This is a genomic window from Anabaena azotica FACHB-119, from assembly GCF_014697625.1.
Classification (GTDB): Bacteria; Cyanobacteriota; Cyanobacteriia; order Cyanobacteriales; family Nostocaceae; genus Trichormus; species Trichormus azoticus_A.
Map to the genome: position 1 here is coordinate 1 of NZ_JACJSG010000081.1, position 17867 is coordinate 17867.

Annotated in this window: 16 protein-coding genes and 1 pseudogene; 6 read left to right on the plus strand and 11 right to left on the minus strand. The window is 40.2% G+C overall.

What is annotated here, in order from left to right:
- The 3 genes and pseudogenes from H6G83_RS35060 to H6G83_RS32920 form a co-directional block, all read left to right on the plus strand.
- Positions 1-265, plus strand: a pseudogene (locus tag H6G83_RS35060) (hypothetical protein); the annotation flags it as partial.
- Between the two features lie 65 nt (positions 266-330).
- The gene (locus H6G83_RS32915) at positions 331-723 is read left to right on the plus strand and encodes a response regulator (protein WP_390823373.1); all 393 of its coding nucleotides are present in this window, start codon (positions 331-333) and stop codon (positions 721-723) included.
- Positions 724-1174: 451 nt separating this feature from the next.
- Positions 1175-1378: an RNA-binding S4 domain-containing protein gene (locus H6G83_RS32920; RefSeq protein WP_190480071.1), complete on the plus strand. Its 204-nt coding sequence runs from the start codon at positions 1175-1177 to the stop codon at positions 1376-1378.
- 67 nt (positions 1379-1445) lie between these two features.
- Here H6G83_RS32920 and H6G83_RS32925 read toward each other — a convergent pair whose 3' ends face one another.
- From H6G83_RS32925 to H6G83_RS32940, 4 genes are all read right to left on the minus strand, one after another.
- Positions 1446-4163 carry a non-ribosomal peptide synthetase family protein gene (locus tag H6G83_RS32925; RefSeq protein ID WP_190480073.1) on the minus strand — a complete coding sequence of 906 codons (2718 nt, stop codon included), beginning with the start codon at positions 4161-4163 and terminating at the stop codon, positions 1446-1448.
- A gap of 1145 nt (positions 4164-5308) precedes the next feature.
- Positions 5309-6682 carry a flavin-containing monooxygenase gene (locus H6G83_RS32930; protein WP_190480075.1) on the minus strand — a complete coding sequence of 458 codons (1374 nt, stop codon included), beginning with the start codon at positions 6680-6682 and terminating at the stop codon, positions 5309-5311.
- Complete coding sequence (locus H6G83_RS32935; RefSeq protein WP_190480076.1) at positions 6675-7490, minus strand: SDR family NAD(P)-dependent oxidoreductase; 816 nt, start codon at positions 7488-7490, stop codon at positions 6675-6677. The genes H6G83_RS32930 and H6G83_RS32935 overlap by 8 nt, the downstream gene beginning before the upstream one ends.
- Positions 7491-7530: 40 nt before the next feature.
- Positions 7531-8514, minus strand: coding sequence for an SDR family NAD(P)-dependent oxidoreductase (locus H6G83_RS32940; RefSeq protein WP_190480078.1), 984 nt, complete (start codon positions 8512-8514; stop codon positions 7531-7533).
- 291 nt (positions 8515-8805) lie between these two features.
- On the opposite strand from H6G83_RS32940, the gene pepE reads away from it, so the two are divergent.
- The gene (gene pepE / locus H6G83_RS32945; RefSeq protein WP_190480080.1) at positions 8806-9516 is read left to right on the plus strand and encodes a dipeptidase PepE; all 711 of its coding nucleotides are present in this window, start codon (positions 8806-8808) and stop codon (positions 9514-9516) included.
- Positions 9517-9708: 192 nt separating this feature from the next.
- Here pepE and H6G83_RS32950 read toward each other — a convergent pair whose 3' ends face one another.
- From H6G83_RS32950 to H6G83_RS32975, 6 genes are all read right to left on the minus strand, one after another.
- A complete protein-coding gene (locus tag H6G83_RS32950; RefSeq protein ID WP_190480082.1) occupies positions 9709-10524 on the minus strand; it encodes a DUF1838 domain-containing protein in 816 nt (271 codons plus the stop codon).
- A gap of 21 nt (positions 10525-10545) precedes the next feature.
- The gene (locus H6G83_RS32955; RefSeq protein WP_190480084.1) at positions 10546-10755 is read right to left on the minus strand and encodes a hypothetical protein; all 210 of its coding nucleotides are present in this window, start codon (positions 10753-10755) and stop codon (positions 10546-10548) included.
- Positions 10756-10864: 109 nt separating this feature from the next.
- Positions 10865-12046: an AbrB family transcriptional regulator gene (locus tag H6G83_RS32960; protein ID WP_190480086.1), complete on the minus strand. Its 1182-nt coding sequence runs from the start codon at positions 12044-12046 to the stop codon at positions 10865-10867.
- A 539-nt stretch (positions 12047-12585) separates the two neighbouring features.
- On the minus strand, positions 12586-12924 hold the full coding sequence (locus H6G83_RS32965; RefSeq protein ID WP_190480088.1) for a hypothetical protein: 339 nt from the start codon (positions 12922-12924) through the stop codon (positions 12586-12588).
- Between the two features lie 1033 nt (positions 12925-13957).
- Positions 13958-14341, minus strand: a complete 384-nt coding sequence (locus H6G83_RS32970) for a nuclear transport factor 2 family protein (protein ID WP_190480090.1) — start codon at positions 14339-14341, stop codon at positions 13958-13960.
- Between the two features lie 15 nt (positions 14342-14356).
- Complete coding sequence (locus tag H6G83_RS32975; protein ID WP_190480092.1) at positions 14357-14725, minus strand: Lin0512 family protein; 369 nt, start codon at positions 14723-14725, stop codon at positions 14357-14359.
- A gap of 201 nt (positions 14726-14926) precedes the next feature.
- Between H6G83_RS32975 and H6G83_RS32980 the strand changes: the two genes are divergently transcribed.
- On the plus strand, positions 14927-15853 hold the full coding sequence (locus H6G83_RS32980; RefSeq protein WP_190480094.1) for an STM4504/CBY_0614 family protein: 927 nt from the start codon (positions 14927-14929) through the stop codon (positions 15851-15853).
- A 237-nt stretch (positions 15854-16090) separates the two neighbouring features.
- Here the strand turns inward: H6G83_RS32980 and truB are convergent, their stop codons facing one another.
- Positions 16091-16978 carry a tRNA pseudouridine(55) synthase TruB gene (gene truB / locus H6G83_RS32985; protein WP_190480097.1) on the minus strand — a complete coding sequence of 296 codons (888 nt, stop codon included), beginning with the start codon at positions 16976-16978 and terminating at the stop codon, positions 16091-16093.
- Positions 16979-17374: 396 nt separating this feature from the next.
- Here truB and H6G83_RS32990 point away from each other — a divergent pair, with 396 nt between their 5' ends.
- Positions 17375-17746: a hypothetical protein gene (locus H6G83_RS32990; RefSeq protein ID WP_190480099.1), complete on the plus strand. Its 372-nt coding sequence runs from the start codon at positions 17375-17377 to the stop codon at positions 17744-17746.
- Positions 17747-17867 lie beyond the last annotated feature (121 nt).

The window sequence follows — 17867 nt, forward strand, 5'->3', positions numbered from 1 at the left end:
AGTGAGTAAGGACTCTAAAACTAACGAGAAAATCATTGTTTTATTCACCCCTACACCCCTACACCCTTACACCCTTACACCCCAAACCAAGGTTTTTGGAACACCAATAAAAAACCTACACCTGTCAGGAAGGGGGAAGGGGGAAGGGGGAAGGGGGAAGGGGGAATGGGGAATGGGGGAATGGGGAATGGGGAATGGGGAATGGGGAATGGGGAATGGGGAATGGGGGACTATAGACTATGGACTGTTGACTATGGACTGTTGACTATGGACTGTTGACTATGGACTATGGACTAATGACTATGGACTAATGACTAATGACTAATGACTATGAACAAACGGATACTAGTAGTTGATAATGAGCAGTATATCCAAGAAGTTGCGAAGATTTGCTTGGAAACTGTTGCAGGTTGGCAAGTTGTGACAGCTAGTTCAGGACAAGAAGGTATAAATAAAGCCGAGACTTATCAACCAGATGCAATTTTACTGGATGTGATGATGCCGGATATGGATGGTATCGCCACTTTTGAGAAATTGCAAGCCAACCCAGTAACTCAAAAGATACCTGTAATATTATTAACCGCCAAAATCCAAGCCTCCGATCGCCGGCGCTACTCGCAATTGGGAATGGTAAGTGCGATCGCCAAGCCCTTCAACCCGCTAGAATTAGCTGGACAAGTAGCCACAGCCCTTGGTTGGAGTTTGGAAAGTGGGGGGAGATGAGGGAGTCTGACAGGTGTAGGTTTTTTATTGGTGTTCCAAAAACCTTGGTTTGGGGTGTAAGGGTGTAAGGGTGTAGGGGTGTAGGGGTGAATAAAACAATGATTTTCTCGTTAGTTTTAGAGTCCTTACTCACTTCTAGATTAAAAACCTAAACTTGTGAGAGGGGGAGTAGGGGGAGTCTCTTAAGGGCAGGTTTTTCATAAAGTAATCAGTGAGGACTATAAGATTCAGTAAATTATCAGACTTTCATCTACCCCTACACCCCTACACCCTTATACCCCTACACCCTAAAATCAGTGTTTTTGGGTCGAAGTGTAAAAAACCTGCCCTTGAAAGGATGAGGGAGTGGGGGGAGATGAGGAGCAGAGGAAGAAGTACTTATTTCCCAGTCCCCAGTCCCCAGTCCCCAGTCCCAGATAAAATTAAATTATCGACCAGTATAAATTTCACCATGATTAAACTTGACCAATTTTTGAAATTAGTAGGTATAGCCCCAACTGGTGGACAAGCCAAGCTGATGATTATCGATGGTAATGTCAAAGTCAACGGTACAGTAGAAACCCGACGTGGACGCAAATTAGTGTCAACTGATGAAGTGATAGTAGCAGAGCGAACTTTTGTAGTTGGCGATGTTATCGCATCGACTGATGAATAATAAATTTTCAGCCTGTTCTCTCTGCTCCTGTGCTGTCTGAATGAAAAGTTCCTAACGGGACAGGATATCACCTATCTCCTAGCATTTGGGCTTTCTCTAAGCAAACCTGAAATTTCTGAGCTAGGACTTTGACATAGGGTTCATAAAGTAGAGATACGTGGGAACCTGGAATATAATCAACATCTAAATTTTCTACTAAATCACCCCAGCCAAATTGCGGATCGTATTTTATTCCTACAGCACTTTTGCGGTGTTTATCTTCAGTGCGAAACAAAGTGACATTACCTGAATACTTTTGAAAATTGTAGTTATCTAGGGCTTGGGTATTAGCACCCATAATTTCTGAGTACTTTTCGCTTGGTGGCGCATCTACAGCAGTATTTGATACTTTGGGTACAATGTTTGAGAAACGCTTGTATACTTGCTGTAATTGGTATTTATACACCTGACTCAAACCTACAGCTTTGTGCCAGATATAATATGGCCCTTGCTGAATTAAATTGTCTAAATGTATGAGAACTCGTTGTGAAAATGATGACCTTTGGCTGCAACCAGGGCGACAGGTGTCAAGCATCACAACCAGCCCTATTTTTTGCCCTTGTTTTTGCAGTTGTTGCGCCATTTCAAAAGCTACTACACCACCAAAAGAATATCCTGCTAAAAAGTACGGTCCTTGTGGTTGAACAGTCTGAATTTCTTTGATGTAATATGCAGCCATATCTTCAACTCGGACAAATGGCGGTTGTTTTCCGTCTAGTCCTCGCGGTTGCAAGGCATAAATGGGTTGTTCTGCTCCTAAATAATTAGCTAAATTATGGTAACAAAGAACTTCTCCTCCCAAGGAGTGAACTAAAAATAGAGGTGGCTTGGAACCTTGAGATTGAATCTTGACAAGGGAAGACCAGTCAGGTTTTGATTGATGTTGTTTTTGTTGGATAATTTTGGCGATCGCTTCTACTGTCGCGGATGGAAACAAAGCTGCTAAAGGTATTTGATAACCCAATTTTTGCTCTATCTGTGCAAATATCCGCACAGCTAATAGAGAATCTCCACCTAATTCAAAAAAGTTATCTTGCACACCTATAGGTTGAACGCCTAAAACAGTTTGCCAAATCTCTACTAATTGACGTTCTAATTCATCACGCGCAGATACAGAATTTTCCAGCGCCAAATTAGGTGCTGGTAAAGCCAAACGGTCTACTTTACCGTTAGGTGTTAATGGTAATTTTTCCAAAAATACAAATGCGCTAGGAATCATGTATTCAGGTAATTGAGCCTGCAAATTATCCCTTAATTCTTTAGAAGTAAGTTTTATTTGCTCTGGCGAAACAACGTAAGCTACCAACTTTTTCTCATTGGCAATATCTTCACGAGCTACTACAACCACTTCTTTGAGCTTACCAGTTTTAAAAAGCGCCATTTCAATTTCCGCAACTTCTACGCGGAAGCCTCTGATTTTCACCTGAAAATCTTTTCTACCCATGTGGATGAGGCAGCCATTAGGCTCAATTCGTCCTAAATCTCCAGTACGATAAATCCTTTCTTCTGTGTTTTCCGCAGCAGGTAAAAATGCTGTTTTTGTTTGTTCTGGTTTTCGCCAATAACCAAGGGCTAAATATTTACTTTTAACCGCAATTTCTCCAATATCACCATATTCAACTTCTGCACCTGCCTCATTTAGCAGTACAATTTCCATATCTGCGACTGGGTAGCCGATAGGTACGGTGCTAGTAGTTATTTTGCTATCTTTGTCAACAATGAAATTACAGAATGTTCCTGTTTCTGTAGCTCCCAAGCTGGCGTATAAAACACAATTATCTGAAAAATATTTTCTATAGTTTTCTACGTCTCTTTGTAATGTAGCTTCACCTCCTAATTTCACTAACCTAATCTTCGGAAATTGTTCTGTACCTGTGAAACTATCAATAAAATGCCGAAACAGTGTAGCAAAGGAATGATAAATTGTAATTTCTTCTGCAATCAGCCAATTAATTAGATTAGTAAATCCATCTTCTTTGACATTAAATATATATAAAGATGCTCCGTTAAGCAAGGTGTAGAAGAGACATAATATGCCACCTAATGCACCACAAGAGTAGAGGAATATTACACGGTCTTTTGAACTGATGAGTAATGTATTAGTGTCATTCATGCAGTAGTGCAAGCTATGGAGATGATTATGAATAACTCCTTTGGGTTTTCCTGTGGAACCACTTGTGTAAATTAAATATGCTGGTGCATTGGGGGAAATTTCTTTGTCTGGATTTTGACTGGAAACATCTGGAGATATATCATCAATATTAAATATCTGACAGCCATTAACAGCTAACTGATTGGCTAAAGGTAGATTCAGACTATTAGTAATAATTAAGTTAACTTGTGTGTCCTCTAAAATATAGGCTAGTCTTTCTTGAGGAAAGCCTGTATCTAAGGGAATAAATATTTTTCCTGTTTTTAATATACCAAAAATACTGACAAAGAAATTTGTTCCCTTTTCTAATAGTAATGCTATGGTTTCTGCTTTTTCTCCACGCTGAGAAAGAATACTATTAGCTAAACGGTTTGCCCTGTTATTTAATTGTGCATAAGTTAGGAATTCCGTCTTACTTTTTATAGCGATCGCCTGGGGATATTTCTGAACTATTGTCTCAAAACGGCTCCCAATTGACTGATGTATATCTATTTTGGGAAATTTAATAAAACCTTGAGGTTTGTTCAGCAGACGGTTACAAACAAATGTTTGATTCAAAGAAATTTTGGGTAAAACTTTTATGTTGTTACTCATATACTTGAAAAGAAATAATTTTTGACAGAACCTAAGTAAATTGAAACTAAAGATGAATAGGACTTACGCAACTAGCACTTGGGGTAGGGTGCGTCAGATGTGGAAAATCCTTGAATCTATACGAAATTACTGGATCTGACGCACCAGTTACTGACCAATTCTTCAAGTTTAGTTTTTTGATAGTGCAAGGTGATGGAAATTTACCAAGACAGAGCAATTTTCCCGTTATGATTTATGTGAAGATACACCGGAAAATGGCTGGAAGCTAAAATTTATATTGTTCACCCCGTTCTCAAACATGACACCCAGATGTTTGAGACTATAACTAATCAGGTAGAGCTTAACTAGATAAAGTATGTCTTTTCGTTCCAGCGATATTACTTGTATGCTTGATAAGCATAGATACTATAACTATTTGACAAAAACTGCCAAGTCTAATGTCTTTTGTTTTACCAAATCTTTATTTGTACTTTATGAACAAACCTTGAGATTACTAGGACTGATACAAATTCTTTATGAAGACGCAAATTTATACCAATTTGAAAAAAGAATGCGACAGATATGTGGGTAGGGGCGCACAGATGTGCGCCCCTACAGATAATCGATGTGTTGCAAATATTTTGTAAAAAAGATAATTTTGATATTTCATACTCTGATTCAGCAACACTAGCAAGATTATCTATTTTTCGCTAATTTAACGTGAGTTCGATGAACCTCTCCCTCCCCTGACTTTTCACGGGATCTGCAAAACCCCTCTCCAAACCTCTCCCCTGCAAGGAGAGAGGCTTTAATTTCTCCCCCTTCCCTAGTAGGGAAGGGGGCTGGGGGGTTAGGTCTAGCGTTAGCTTTTCCACATGACGTGAAAAGTCAGCTCCCTCCCAACTTCCCTCTCCTTTTAGGAGAGGGAGGAGAAACGAAAAAATCACCGTCTTATATCAAGTTCGCTTCAATACTTATCATATCTTGGGGACTGGTAATAGCTAATAGGTAATAGGTAATGGCTCAAAACAATTACCTATTAGCTATTACCTATTACCGACCAAAACAACTATATTACAAGTAATTAGGCGAACATGATATTACTCCCCTCTCCTCGAAGGAGAGGGGTTGGGGGAGAGGTCAAAACAACGCTTGTCGAACTCACGTTAAATGACTATCTTTGACCGCAACTCGCTATAACTGGGTGTTTGGGAAAGTTGACGATTACTAAAGTGAGGATATTTGCTATCAACCTGATGAGCTTTTTTCACGAACTCGTTAAATAAGAGATTCGCCAGATTTACTCCCCTGAAAATCTGCTGAGGATCACTTAAATGAGTTTGTGGTAGCTTTTGCCCTATTTCTTTGAACACTAGACCCAGGGGTACATTAATTTCATCTTGGAGTTGGAGATAACGGGCGAAAAGCTGACCATAGGCGGCTATTAACGATCCTACTCCCCCTCTTGCTTGTCCCCAACCGATAAAATACAGTCCTTTGTAATCATCCAAAAATGAACCTGCATAACATTTAACCACTGAACCTTCTACACGCTGAAGTTCAGGGGGAAGGAAGGGATAGGAAACATCGTAACCAGTTCCACATACAATGATGTCAAATGCTTCTCGACTACCATCAACAAATTCTACTTCTTCACCATCCAACCGACTCACACCAGGTTTAGGAATGATGCGTCCGTGTTTAATATAGTAAGGAACTTCGCTGTTGAGAGTTGGGTGTTTCTCAAAAATCCGATGCTTGGGTTTAGGTAAACCATAATCTTCATGCTTACCGAAGGTTAGACGAATGACTAGGTAAGTCATCAGCCTCTGAAATACTTCTGGCATCCACCATTTAATCAGATCAGCAAATGGAACTCCACCAAAAGTCTTAGGAATGAACCACACCGACTCACGCATACTTAATACAGATTTAGCAGCTACACGGGCTGCTTCTGCGGCGACATCACAAGCTGAGTTACCAGCACCAATCACTAAAACTCTTTTACCACGTAATTGATCAGGGTGTTTGTAATCTTTGGTATGGATAATCTCGCCGTTGAATTGTCCCTCAAATTTGGGGAAACGTTTACTCCAGTGATGACCATTGCAGACTAACACGCCTTTATAGATGCGTTGTTCGCCATTGCTAAATGTGACTTCCCAAAGATTGTTCTCAATTGGGCGTACATAACTGACTGTTTTATTCAGTTCAATATGCGGACGCAAATCAAAATGGTCGGCGAAGGAGTTTAAGTAGTCCCGCATATTTTTGGCGCTGGGGAAGTCGGGATAACTTTCCGGCATGGGAAAATGAGTGAATTGGGTAATCTTGCGCGATGATATGATGTGTGCGGTTTCATATACGCCGTGATACCAATTTCCGCCAATATCATCGCTAGCATCGATTTGATCGTAGCTCATATTAGCCGCCTTGAGTGCTTGCGCCATTCCCAGTCCGACAAAACCAGCGCCGATAATTAAATGCTTTTGATTTGTACTCAATTTGTCTTCTTTGATAGATTTAAGCACCTCAACCATGTTTCATACTCCTACCCATGCGATTATTGATCCAATAAACTAACTGGGGAAAATATCTTTGGAGAAGATGTAGCCTGTTAGCAGTTGGATCGGGAAATACATGAAGTTGATTTTTAACAATTCCTTGAATTGTGGCACGCATGACATCAGCTGGGTCGGTAATCATATGTTCTGGTAAACCCTGATAAGTTTTGGCTAAGGTTCCAAAACGTTCCGACTGCAAAATCGGAGTACGGCTGAAGAAAGGGTAAACAGCTGTTACTTTTACATTGTAGTCTTTTACTTCATTGAACAGCCCTTCACTAAAACCACGCAAACCAAACTTACTAGCACTATAATGAGCCATGCCAGCGATCGCACACCACCCCGCTAAGGAAGAAATATTGACAATATGTCCCTTTTGATGCTCAATCATATCAGGGACAAATAAGGCACTTAACCGCATCGGTGTCATGAGATTGACCTGCATCAGATATTCCCATCTCTGTCTGGGAATTTCGTCCATGCGCCCAAATAAGCCGACACCAGCATTGTTAATTAAAATATCAATGGGGATATCAAGTGCTTTTACCTGATGATATAGTGTTTCACATCCTTGGACATCAGCAAGGTCGCTAGCTAGACAGGCTAGAACTTCACCTGTTTTCACTTCGTTTTGAATTGCTGCCACTCGCTGACGTAAAACAGCTTCATTTATATCTGTTAAAATTAATCGGCTACCAGCCTCTAGTAACTGTCGGGTTAGTTCTTGTCCAAAGCCGCCAGATGCACCTGTAATTAGAATAACTGCTTTTTGTAGGTTAGTCATTGGTCAATAGTCAATAGTCCATAGTCAATAGTCAACAGAGTTAAATTTTTGGTGATTTGAGTAGAGTTAGTAATAAGAGTGACCAAGGTAGTTTGAGGTCGGGTATGAGTGATGGATACTTTTTCAATGCGGGTATGGCTATCGGTAGGAGAAAACGGAGCGATCGCAGCGATACAGGTAAGTTACCCTCTTGATCTACGATACCGTATTGTTTGGCTAGTTCCGCAACAATTTGGACTCTTCCTGTCCGATTGATGACATTTTTTTCTGCTGCTAGTTTAGCTATCACCCGGCCTGTGAGTAAAGGTGTTTCCCAGTTGTAACGGTCAGCGAAGAATGAGTTTTTTTGTTCGGTTGTTTCCTGACTATCAACCTCTGTTGCTAGACGAGAAAATAATTCCGTCCCAACAATACCTGGCCAAATTGCTACAGAGGCGACATTATCAGGTTCTAATTCTACCGCCATATCAGCAGCTAGGCGATCGCATCCCGACTTACCCGCACCATAAGCCGCACCAAATAGGTAAGACATCCCACCCCAGGAGGAAATCGTACAAATTAGTCCTTGCTGGCGTTTGGTCATCATTTGCGCTGCATAAACACTTGCAATATAGTGGCTACGCAAACCAACATTGTTACAAGCATCCCAAAGACTAGGTTTATTATCCCAAAAAGGTTTTCCCTGAGCATCTGTTAGCGCTTGCACTCCGGCGTAAGCATTATTTACCAGTAAGTCAAGTTGTCCATTTTGCTCATTTTCGATCCGTTCAAATAGTAAGCGTACCTGCTCATCATCGCTATGGTCTACTTGCACAGGAATACATACACCACCAGCTTCTTCCACCGCTACTTTAGTGTCATTAAGACTACCTGCAACACCATCACCATCACCTGGGCTATTATTCAACCTACGCCCTGTAATATATATAGTTGCTCCTGCTTCACCGAGTCCTATGGCAATTCCCTTACCTAGACCTCTTGTTGCGCCCGTGACTAATGCTACCTTCCCTTCCAGAATTTTCATCATTGTTTATCTGTATTGCTATATATTATTGCTATCTCTATTTTGATCGAGTTTGTCTGCTTTGATATAAGTAGAACGGACTAAATAAATCAAGGTTTGTAGTCAGGACTTTAGTCCGCAAGAAAGGACTAAAGTCCTGACTACAAACTCAATTGTGATAAATTTATATTATTTAACATAGAAAGATTTATTTTCGACAGCTTACTTATTCGATTTTCCAGCAGTTTGCTCAACCAGCACTCATGTAAATTAAAATTCTTTATTATTGATAATTATTATAGGAATTACATTATGTCAAAAAAATTGTTATTGCTGAGTAATTCAACAAATATTGGTGAAGAATATTTATCTTACCCCCGTCAAGAAATTAAAACTTTTTTAGGAAGTTCTGTTAAGAAAATAGTTTTCCTCCCTTTTGCGGCTGTTACTTCAACCTATGACCAGTATACCGAAAAAGTTGAGCAAGTATTTCGAGAAATAGGTTATGCAGTCGATTCTCTTCATTTGGCTGAAAAACCTGATGAATTAATTCATCAGGCAGAAGCTATAGTAGTTGGAGGTGGCAACACTTTTCATTTACTCCATTGTTTACATAAGCATAAACTGGTGGAAATTATCAGGGACAAAGTTAATCATGGCACACCTTATATTGGATGGAGTGCTGGTTCTAATGTTGCTTGTCCGACAATTAAAACCAGTAATGATATGCCAATAATTGAACCGATAAGTTTCCAAGCATTAAATTTAGTCCCTTTTCAAATCAACCCTCATTATACAGATGCAGTGCTACCAAATCACAATGGCGAAACAAGAGAGCAAAGACTTAAAGAATTTTTAGTTTTAAATCCTGATGTTTATGTTGTGGGTTTGCAGGAAGGAACAATGTTGAGGATTGAAGACTCATCAATTAGATTAATTGGTAATAAGAAAATGTATTTATTCAAGTTTGGAGAAGCAAGAAAAGAGTATGATTATAGTGATGATTTGAATTTTCTGCTTTAGAGTATGTTTACAAAATATTTTTGCTCACATCAAAATTGATTTCTTGTGTTGTAGCAGATATTTTGACCCCTCTCCAAACCTCTCACGCCAGTTTGCTCAAGTCGGGAAACCCGCCCACGCAACTGGCTCCCCCACGGGGGGAGAGGCTTTGAAATACATTGTCTTTTTTAATTGTATGACACCACCCAGCTTTTACACTTCCTCATCTGCTGGGAGAGGAAAGATTTCCCCGGCTAGGTAAGCGGGAAAGTGCTTTTGGAAGTATAACCAAGAGGTCATATCTTCGCCGTCAGAAAAGGCTTTTGGGGCTTGTTTATATAAGGGAACGCGGGTATTAATTTCATCTTGCAGTAATTGGGGTAATTCGGTTAAACCGCTTACTTTACTGCCATAAGCACTATAGATCAGATTACCAGGGCGATCGCTCATTTTCATCCAAGGCAACCATTGTCCAATTCTATCCCAACTCAATCTTAGCTGAGAAACTGCGCTCAGGTTTGGGTTAAATAAATCTGCGGTGGGGACGGTAAGTTTAAATAACTCTGCGGCTTGATAAGTTTGATAGGGGCTATATTCGGCAAATTTGGGGTCTTCAGCTAGGGGGTTGGGGTATGTAGGAAAAATATCAAAAACGAAAGTTGTTGTCTCCCCCTCTACTTGCGCCGGGAATTTACCTTGAAAATGACCTTGTACAGGGTCATTAGCAACATGGAGAACTGGGACTGTCTCACCCGTCCAGGGGTTGTCCCATTGACGCAAAATCTCGTCGTTTTCTGGGTTCAAGTAGTAGGTTAGTTCCCTAGAGGTAAAGTCCCAGTTACCTTCACCTGTAGGCAAACATCGACTGATACTCACTCCCACCATTTTAAACAGAAGTTTTCTTTTCTCCCCTGGTATCCAAGCATAAATTTTACCTGTCCATGTGAGGAATGTGGATTGATCAGGGTCAAGAGAAGAGCGAGTTTTTACCCAATGCTGGGCATCTAATTCTTGAATTTGGGCAACCATTAACTTATTCAACCACTAAGTTTACTCGTCTAACAAACTCATCAATGCTTGAAATTCCGGGTCTGGTGGTTCTGACAATTGCGATCGCAACTCTAATAACTGTGTTTCTAATGCCTGAGCTACATAGAGCATATTAGATTCATGGGCGATTTTAAGTTGAGTTTCTTTAACTTTTATTTGTCGCAGCAGTTGATTGACAACAGAAGTTGCATCGCTATCATGAGAAATCATAACTTTGCATCTACTAAAAATTTGATTGTAAATTTTTAGTAGATAGTATAGATGGTATTAGGCCACAATGGTCAGTTATCAGTTGTCAGTTTATTTCCACTGTTCACTGTCAACTGTCAACTGTCCCATCAAGGCGACGGAATAAATACAACCAAAGTGGTAAAGAACTGTTAATAGCAATTAGCCTGATTAAGTGTCCGGCTGTGACAACTTCTACATTATGATTTAAAGCCAGAGATACTAAGATCATTTCTGCTGAACCGCCTGGTGCTGTGACTAACAGACAAGTCAACCAGTCCCAAGAGGTTAACTGCATGGCCACAATAGCAGCGATCGCACCTGCCATCAAGGTCATAGCTACAGACACCAAAGCATAACCCACAGTTCTTTTACCAAAACTAGGTTTTTCTCCCCAATACTCACCAATGGTAATACCTAACAGCATTTGACCGATGATGTTAACCAACAGTGGCGGATGGAAGTGAACATCACCAGCATTAGGCAAATAATGTATCAGGGAATTAAATGTCGCCCCCAAGACTAAAGCACCAAAAAAGTCACCAGCCGGAATATTCAGTGTTACCGCTAGATAAACTATCACTCCAGTGAGTAGTAAAATTACTGTGAGTAATTCTAATTGTAATGGCGCAAAATCGATTAACACACCAGAAACAGGAACTGTTGGTTGGTTCCAAGCATTACCAACAGATGTCCTGGCGATCAAGGGAATGAGTAGAACTACAGAAGTGACGCGAATTGCTTGCACTAGCGCCACCAAGGTGACATTGCGATGATAGTCGGCGGCGATGGATGACATCACGCCTACACCACCGGGGACTGTAGCCAACATTGCTGTTAATATGTTGGTTTTACTTAAGTGTGAGTAAATATAACCAATGCCAACACCACACAACAGCAGGAATAAGGTCAGAAAAATAAATATGGGAATCCCAGAAGCAAGGCTCAAAATATTACTATTGGCATTTGATGCACCAACAGTCAATCCCACTAGTCCCATACCAACTTTTCTGGCAATACGGTTAGGCTTAGGAGAATAGTTATAAAAGACTCGACAACATTGTAAAACGGCTGTCCCGGCGGCAATGCCACCAAATATCCAAGAAACTCCCCCAAAATGCAGCTTTGTTAATGCCCAACCAAAAGGCAAAGCCAGCAGCATTTCTGAACAGAGGATAATGAGTTGTTTAAAAATTAATTGTAATTTAATAATTATAGGACTTTTACTACTAGGAGCCTTGCGAGTGGAAGTAATACTTAAACTTTGATTCATTGACAGGGTTTCTAATAATTATTGTAACTAAGCACTTATGACAGGTGACAGCTTTAAAAGCTGCTTGGTTTCAGGATTTTATGATTTATCTATGTCCTAACTCATCTGGCTACTGCTAGAAAATCGGGCAATAACCGTAGTAATACTTAGGATAAGAAGTAGCTTATTGCTGGAAACGGGCAACAGCGACCAATTAAATATAAGATTTGTATTTTATGACACAAAAATATATACACAAGAGTCAACCTTAGTATTTAGTAATATTAGTTTATATATTTTTGGATAACATAATCCTATATCTGATAGGGAGTATTTACAGGAATCCTACAATCACAAGTGAGAATTTCCGTCCAATTCCAGGGTTTAATACCCTTAAGTCTCAACTTAGTCTTGTTTATCCCCCACCATACGCCCTGGCTGACTGATAACTGATAACTGATAACTGATAACTGATTTAAACCTGTTGAGTATCAAACCAGGAACACAGCTATTGTGTCCCTGATCTGGGATATATTGCTGTTACGAAATTGACTTAAAGTTTAGTCTTCATCTAAAGCGGGAAAAATTTCTTCAAACTTCCACAATTCGTCTTTATGGTTAATAAACCAAGTCCGAGTAGCTGGAGTTAATTGATTCCAAATGATATCATTAGCAATGTGAGGTGAGGCGTAGCGATATTTCTTACCAAGTGATTTGAGATTTTCCGCTACATTATCAGGAATACCTAACTGTTGCCAGTCTACATTTATGTATCTACCTGATACTCCTCCTGCTGGATCAAAAACCAATTGTGCAGTTCTAATTAAATCAGCAAAATGTGTAGGTTTCAGGCTGGCTAATTGCTGAGTCTGAATTGATTCGTCATGCTCTTGAAACATGGTTCCTGAAGTAAACAAAGGTATTGAATTGGAGAACTTACTGCCAGAGATTTTGATGAGGCGATCGCTTGTTATTTGTCACTAGGAGTGAGAATCTGGTTTACAACTCCATTACCTTATGAGTAGAGTTCTTATTCCCATATCTTTAGTTTAGCGCAGAGGGATATGTGATTGGGGTTAAAAGCCAGAATCATTGATTTTTATTAATTAAGTGAACCTTATGAGTAATTGAAGGTAATAATTTATATAGCTGGAATGGCTAATATTTAACAAAATCCCAAAACAACTTACACCCAAAGATAAAATTGTTGTTTGGAGGCGATCGCCATGTTAGGAATACTCTGGATTACAGTTTTCTGCTTTATTTGGCTGATTGGTTTTACTCTGTTGGCAGAAATCTGGTTTTATGAAGAAGAGCAGGAATTTTTATAAATTTGGTCATTGGTAATAAAAAGCAGTGCTAATTATTTCGTAGGGTGGGCAATGCCCACCACTTAGTTATTGAGAAAGTGGAAGATTTGAGCCTCCTACTGGCGCGGTTAACGCTCCCGCAAAATATGAAAGAAACACAACTATTCCCTAATTTCTGATTTCTGTAACCTGTCACCTGTCACCTGTCACCTGTGTTTCTTAAAAGTTATATCATGTCCGCTTAAATACTTATCATATATTGGGGGCTGGTAATAGGTAATAGGTAATCGGTAATGGTAGAAAAGAATTACCTATTAGCTATTACCTATTACCGACCAAAACAACCATATTATAAGTAATTAGCCGGACTTGATATTATTGGTCATTGGTAATAAAAAGCAGAAGAGGAAGGTAAGGCTGATGATTAATTTTCTGGTTGCCTGATCTTCCTCCTATTTTGTGGTATTGGTTGTTATAACTTTTCACTATATCTGGAAAACCCCTCTCCAAACCTCTCCCCTACGAGGAGAGAGGCTTTGATTTCTCCCCCTTCCCTTGTAGGGCTGGGGGGTTAGTATAGAGTTAGCTTTTCTACATAAGGTGAAAAGTCAGATCGGTTGTTTTACCGTAACTGGGCGATCATCTGTGCTGGACTCCAATAAGCACGAGTCGTTTGAATCTTCCCTTCGGCGTTAACCTCAAAGATGGTAATTCCTGCAAACTTCACAGACTTACCACTTTTGCTCACTCCTTCCATAGTCCATTTCACAGCAGCTTCATTAGCAGCAATGAATATATGCTCGGTTGTCGCTTCCAGTTTCTCAAACACCGCCTGTAACTGTCCGATAAACTGACGATACCCTTCATGCACTTTCGCTGGTGGTTCACCAACCGGATCATAACTCACAGCATCTTCAGCAAAATTATCAATCCACCCTTGGGGATTCATCGCCGCAATATTAGCAAAGTAAGCAGCAATAACCTCTTTAATAACTTCTTGTGACATAGATTTGATTAATGACTATTGACTAGTTTCTACCAAAACAGTCACCGATGCGATCGCCACTAACATCTCGTCATTTTTATCGTTGAGTTCCGCTATAGCCCGCCCTTGAACCACCATACCCCCAAATTCTACCTTCAAACTTTTACGCCCAAAGGGTAAAACCGCTAAAACTTCTTCTTCCCTAACTTGTTCTGGATAGGGTACTGCGATTTGCACTTCCACAATCATGTCATTGGGATGACTTAAACCCGCAACTTCCCAAACTCCAGGTAAAGCATTGTGAGCGATCGCATTTCGTACAGCCCTTGCTGCTGCTACTGTCGGCTCCTGTCCATGCTGATCCACTCCCATCCCCATCTCAATAATCAAGCGTTTAAGAGCCACAGCCATCTCCTCAAATCTTCCCTTCTCACTGTATCGCTATCTGGGTGATTGGGGACTGGGAATTGGGGAGTTGCAATAGCGTAATACTTGTTTCAGGGTTCTTACGGCTTATGCCTAAATCAATGTTAAGACGCTAACACCTACTACACAGAGCCGTGATGAGCGTAGTATAAATGTCTTGTAATCATATTTTTTTTAGATATGCCTGTTTTTGATTTATTTTCAAAACGTCAAAAAAGACTGAAAGGCGAATTTCCTGATGTTTATCAGTATGAAGATATTCCTGAGCGGCTTCGTGTACAAATTGTACATATTATGCGCGATGCTCTGGGTGATAAAAAATTGCCAAAAACAAAGGAAATTTATGAATTTATTCACAAGACTTTATGTCAGGAACATGGCAAGTTTTTTCTAGTAAATACAGAATGGTTTGGAGATATCAATTACAGCGAAGATGTCATTAATTTTTTGCTAAAAGGTAAAGATACTGATGAAGTTATTGATGTCATAGAAGTAACCTTTAAATTAATTGATGTACTTTACAGAGAAACTCTTACTAGACACGAGACTCAGCCAAAAATTGACCCTGATGATGCAATTAATACATTGAATATCAGATTTAGAGAAAATGGAGTAGGCTATCAGTATGAATCAGGTGAAATCATCAGGGTTGATTCTCAGATTATCCATGCTGAGGCAGTGAAGCCTGTTTTACACTTGCTAAGTGATACCAGATTTGAAGGAGCCAACGAAGAATTTTTGAAAGCACACCAACATTATAGACATGGAGACTACAAAGAATGTCTTGTTGAATGTCTCAAGGCTTTTGAAAGTACCATGAAAACTATATGTGATAATCAAGGCTGGACTTATCAACCTGGAGATACAGCCAAAAAACTTATTGACATTTGCTTGCAAAATCAATTAATTCCCAGTTACCTACAGAGTCAGTTCACCTCCCTTAAATCAAACCTAGAAAGCGGAATCCCGACTGTGAGAAATAAAAATGGCGGTCATGGTCAAGGTTCTCAACCACATAACGTACCGCCATACTTTGCTGCTTACCAACTTCATATGACAGCAAGCACAATTCTATTTTTGATAGAAGCGGAAAAAGCCTTATCTTAAAGTTAATTGGTCAAATTACTAATGAGTGCTGAATGCTGAGAAATTCTTAAGTAAGTGGTCGAAAATAAATCAACCTATGTTAAGTAATGTAAATTTATTACAATTGAGTTCGTAGTAAGGACTTTAGTCCTTAAAAAAGGACTAAAGTCCTTACTACAAACCTTGATTTATTTAGTCGGTTCTACTTAATTTTGAATGCGCGAATTTTGAATTTTGAATTGACTCGTCCCCAGTCCCTTATTTATCCATTACATCGGTCTCAAAAACCATTTGCGGAATTAATACACCCTCTTGTAATTCCCCTATACCCAAGAAATAACTTTCTCCTTGATAAACTCGCACCTTCCCAGCAATTTCCAAACCCAAATCAACACGCTGTCCCTGACACCATTTTTTTGCAGATATATCTGGTAAACTGACAGAAGGTAGATGTTGCAAAGCTGCATCGGCGGGAGTGGGTTGAAATTCACCCGCTTGTAGTTGGGTTTCCAACTCTGCCAAGGTGAGACTGTCTGTTAAATTAAAACCACTGCTATGAGTGCGTCTCAAGGCGGCGAGGGTTCCACCTGTGTTGAGAATCACACCTAAATCACGCGCGATCGCTCTAATATATGTACCACCACCACAAGCGATCGCCACATCCAATTCAGGAAAATCCCCTTCCCGCCAAGCCAAAACCTCTGTACTAAATATCTCTACAGTTCTTGCTGGCACTTCTATTGTCTCCCCTTTACGTGCCAAATCATACAACCGTTTCCCCTCAACTTGAATAGCACTATAAATTGGTGGTATTTGTTCAATCTTACCCCTAAACGTAGACAGTGCATCACTCACCTCAGACAAACTCAACCCCGCACAAGCTTGAGAACTTATAACTTCACCTTGTAAATCATCCGTTGTGGTCTGCACACCAAAGCGGATAGTAGCCTGATAAGCCTTGTCTGTGGGGAGATACTGCAATAATCTTGTAGCTTTACCAACAGCCACAGGTAACACCCCTGTAGCGGCTGGATCTAATGTTCCGGCGTGTCCCACACGTTTGAGGCGCAGCAGTTTTCTCAAGCGTGCTACACAGTCGTGGGAAGTCCAACCAAATTGTTTGTCTAAATTAATAAATCCTTGCATGAGGGATTGGGGATTGGGGATTGGGGACACTTCTTGAGCTTCAGTGCATCCCTGGGGATCTGACTTTTCACGGTATCTGGAAGACCTCTCTCCTACAAAGAGAAAGGCTTTGATTTCTCCCCCTTCCCTTGTAGGGAAGGGGGCTGGGGGGTTAGGTTTGACCTTAGTTTTTCCACATAGCGTGAAAAGTCAGGCTGGGGATTGGGAAATTAACACATTGTTCAAAGCCATGTTACCGTGCTTTAGCACTCATTACTCCCCACTTCCAAGCTAGAATATTATGTAATAAATTACACAATAAACATAAAAAATTTCTTCCCAATCCCCAGTCCCCAATCCCCAGTCCCCAGCCCCCCCTTTCAAGTTAGACTAAAAAAAACTGTTGAGGAAGCTTTAATGGCGAAGCCGAACGGGGTTAAAGGTGAAACTGCACAGGAATTAACTACAGTACCAGATATTGAAAATTTACCTGAAGCAGTAGAAGAAACCCAAGATATTGATAACATCTTAAACTCACTCAAAGCCTTACTGAGTACCGTAGAAAAGTTGCAAAAAGTCCGTCAGGAAGTGGGCGATATTAAACCTTTGATTGGGCGGATGCTTGATGGCGAACTGGTTACAGGTGATGAACTTGAGCAACTGAAGACTGGTGTTAATGGCTTATCTCGCTTGGTTCGTGCTTACAGTGACCACCAAGCAGCACTGACTAAAGCGCAACCCGCTAGACAATTACTAGATCAAGTTTTGAAAGATCGCAAAGCTGAGTGAAACCCAGATTATCAGAAAAATGGGTTTAAAACCCCGTCGTTCTACGACGGCTTTATGCTTTTTGTGATAGCATAAGCATGTGGTTAATTGGTCGATATCCATGATTGTCTACGAGTTCAAA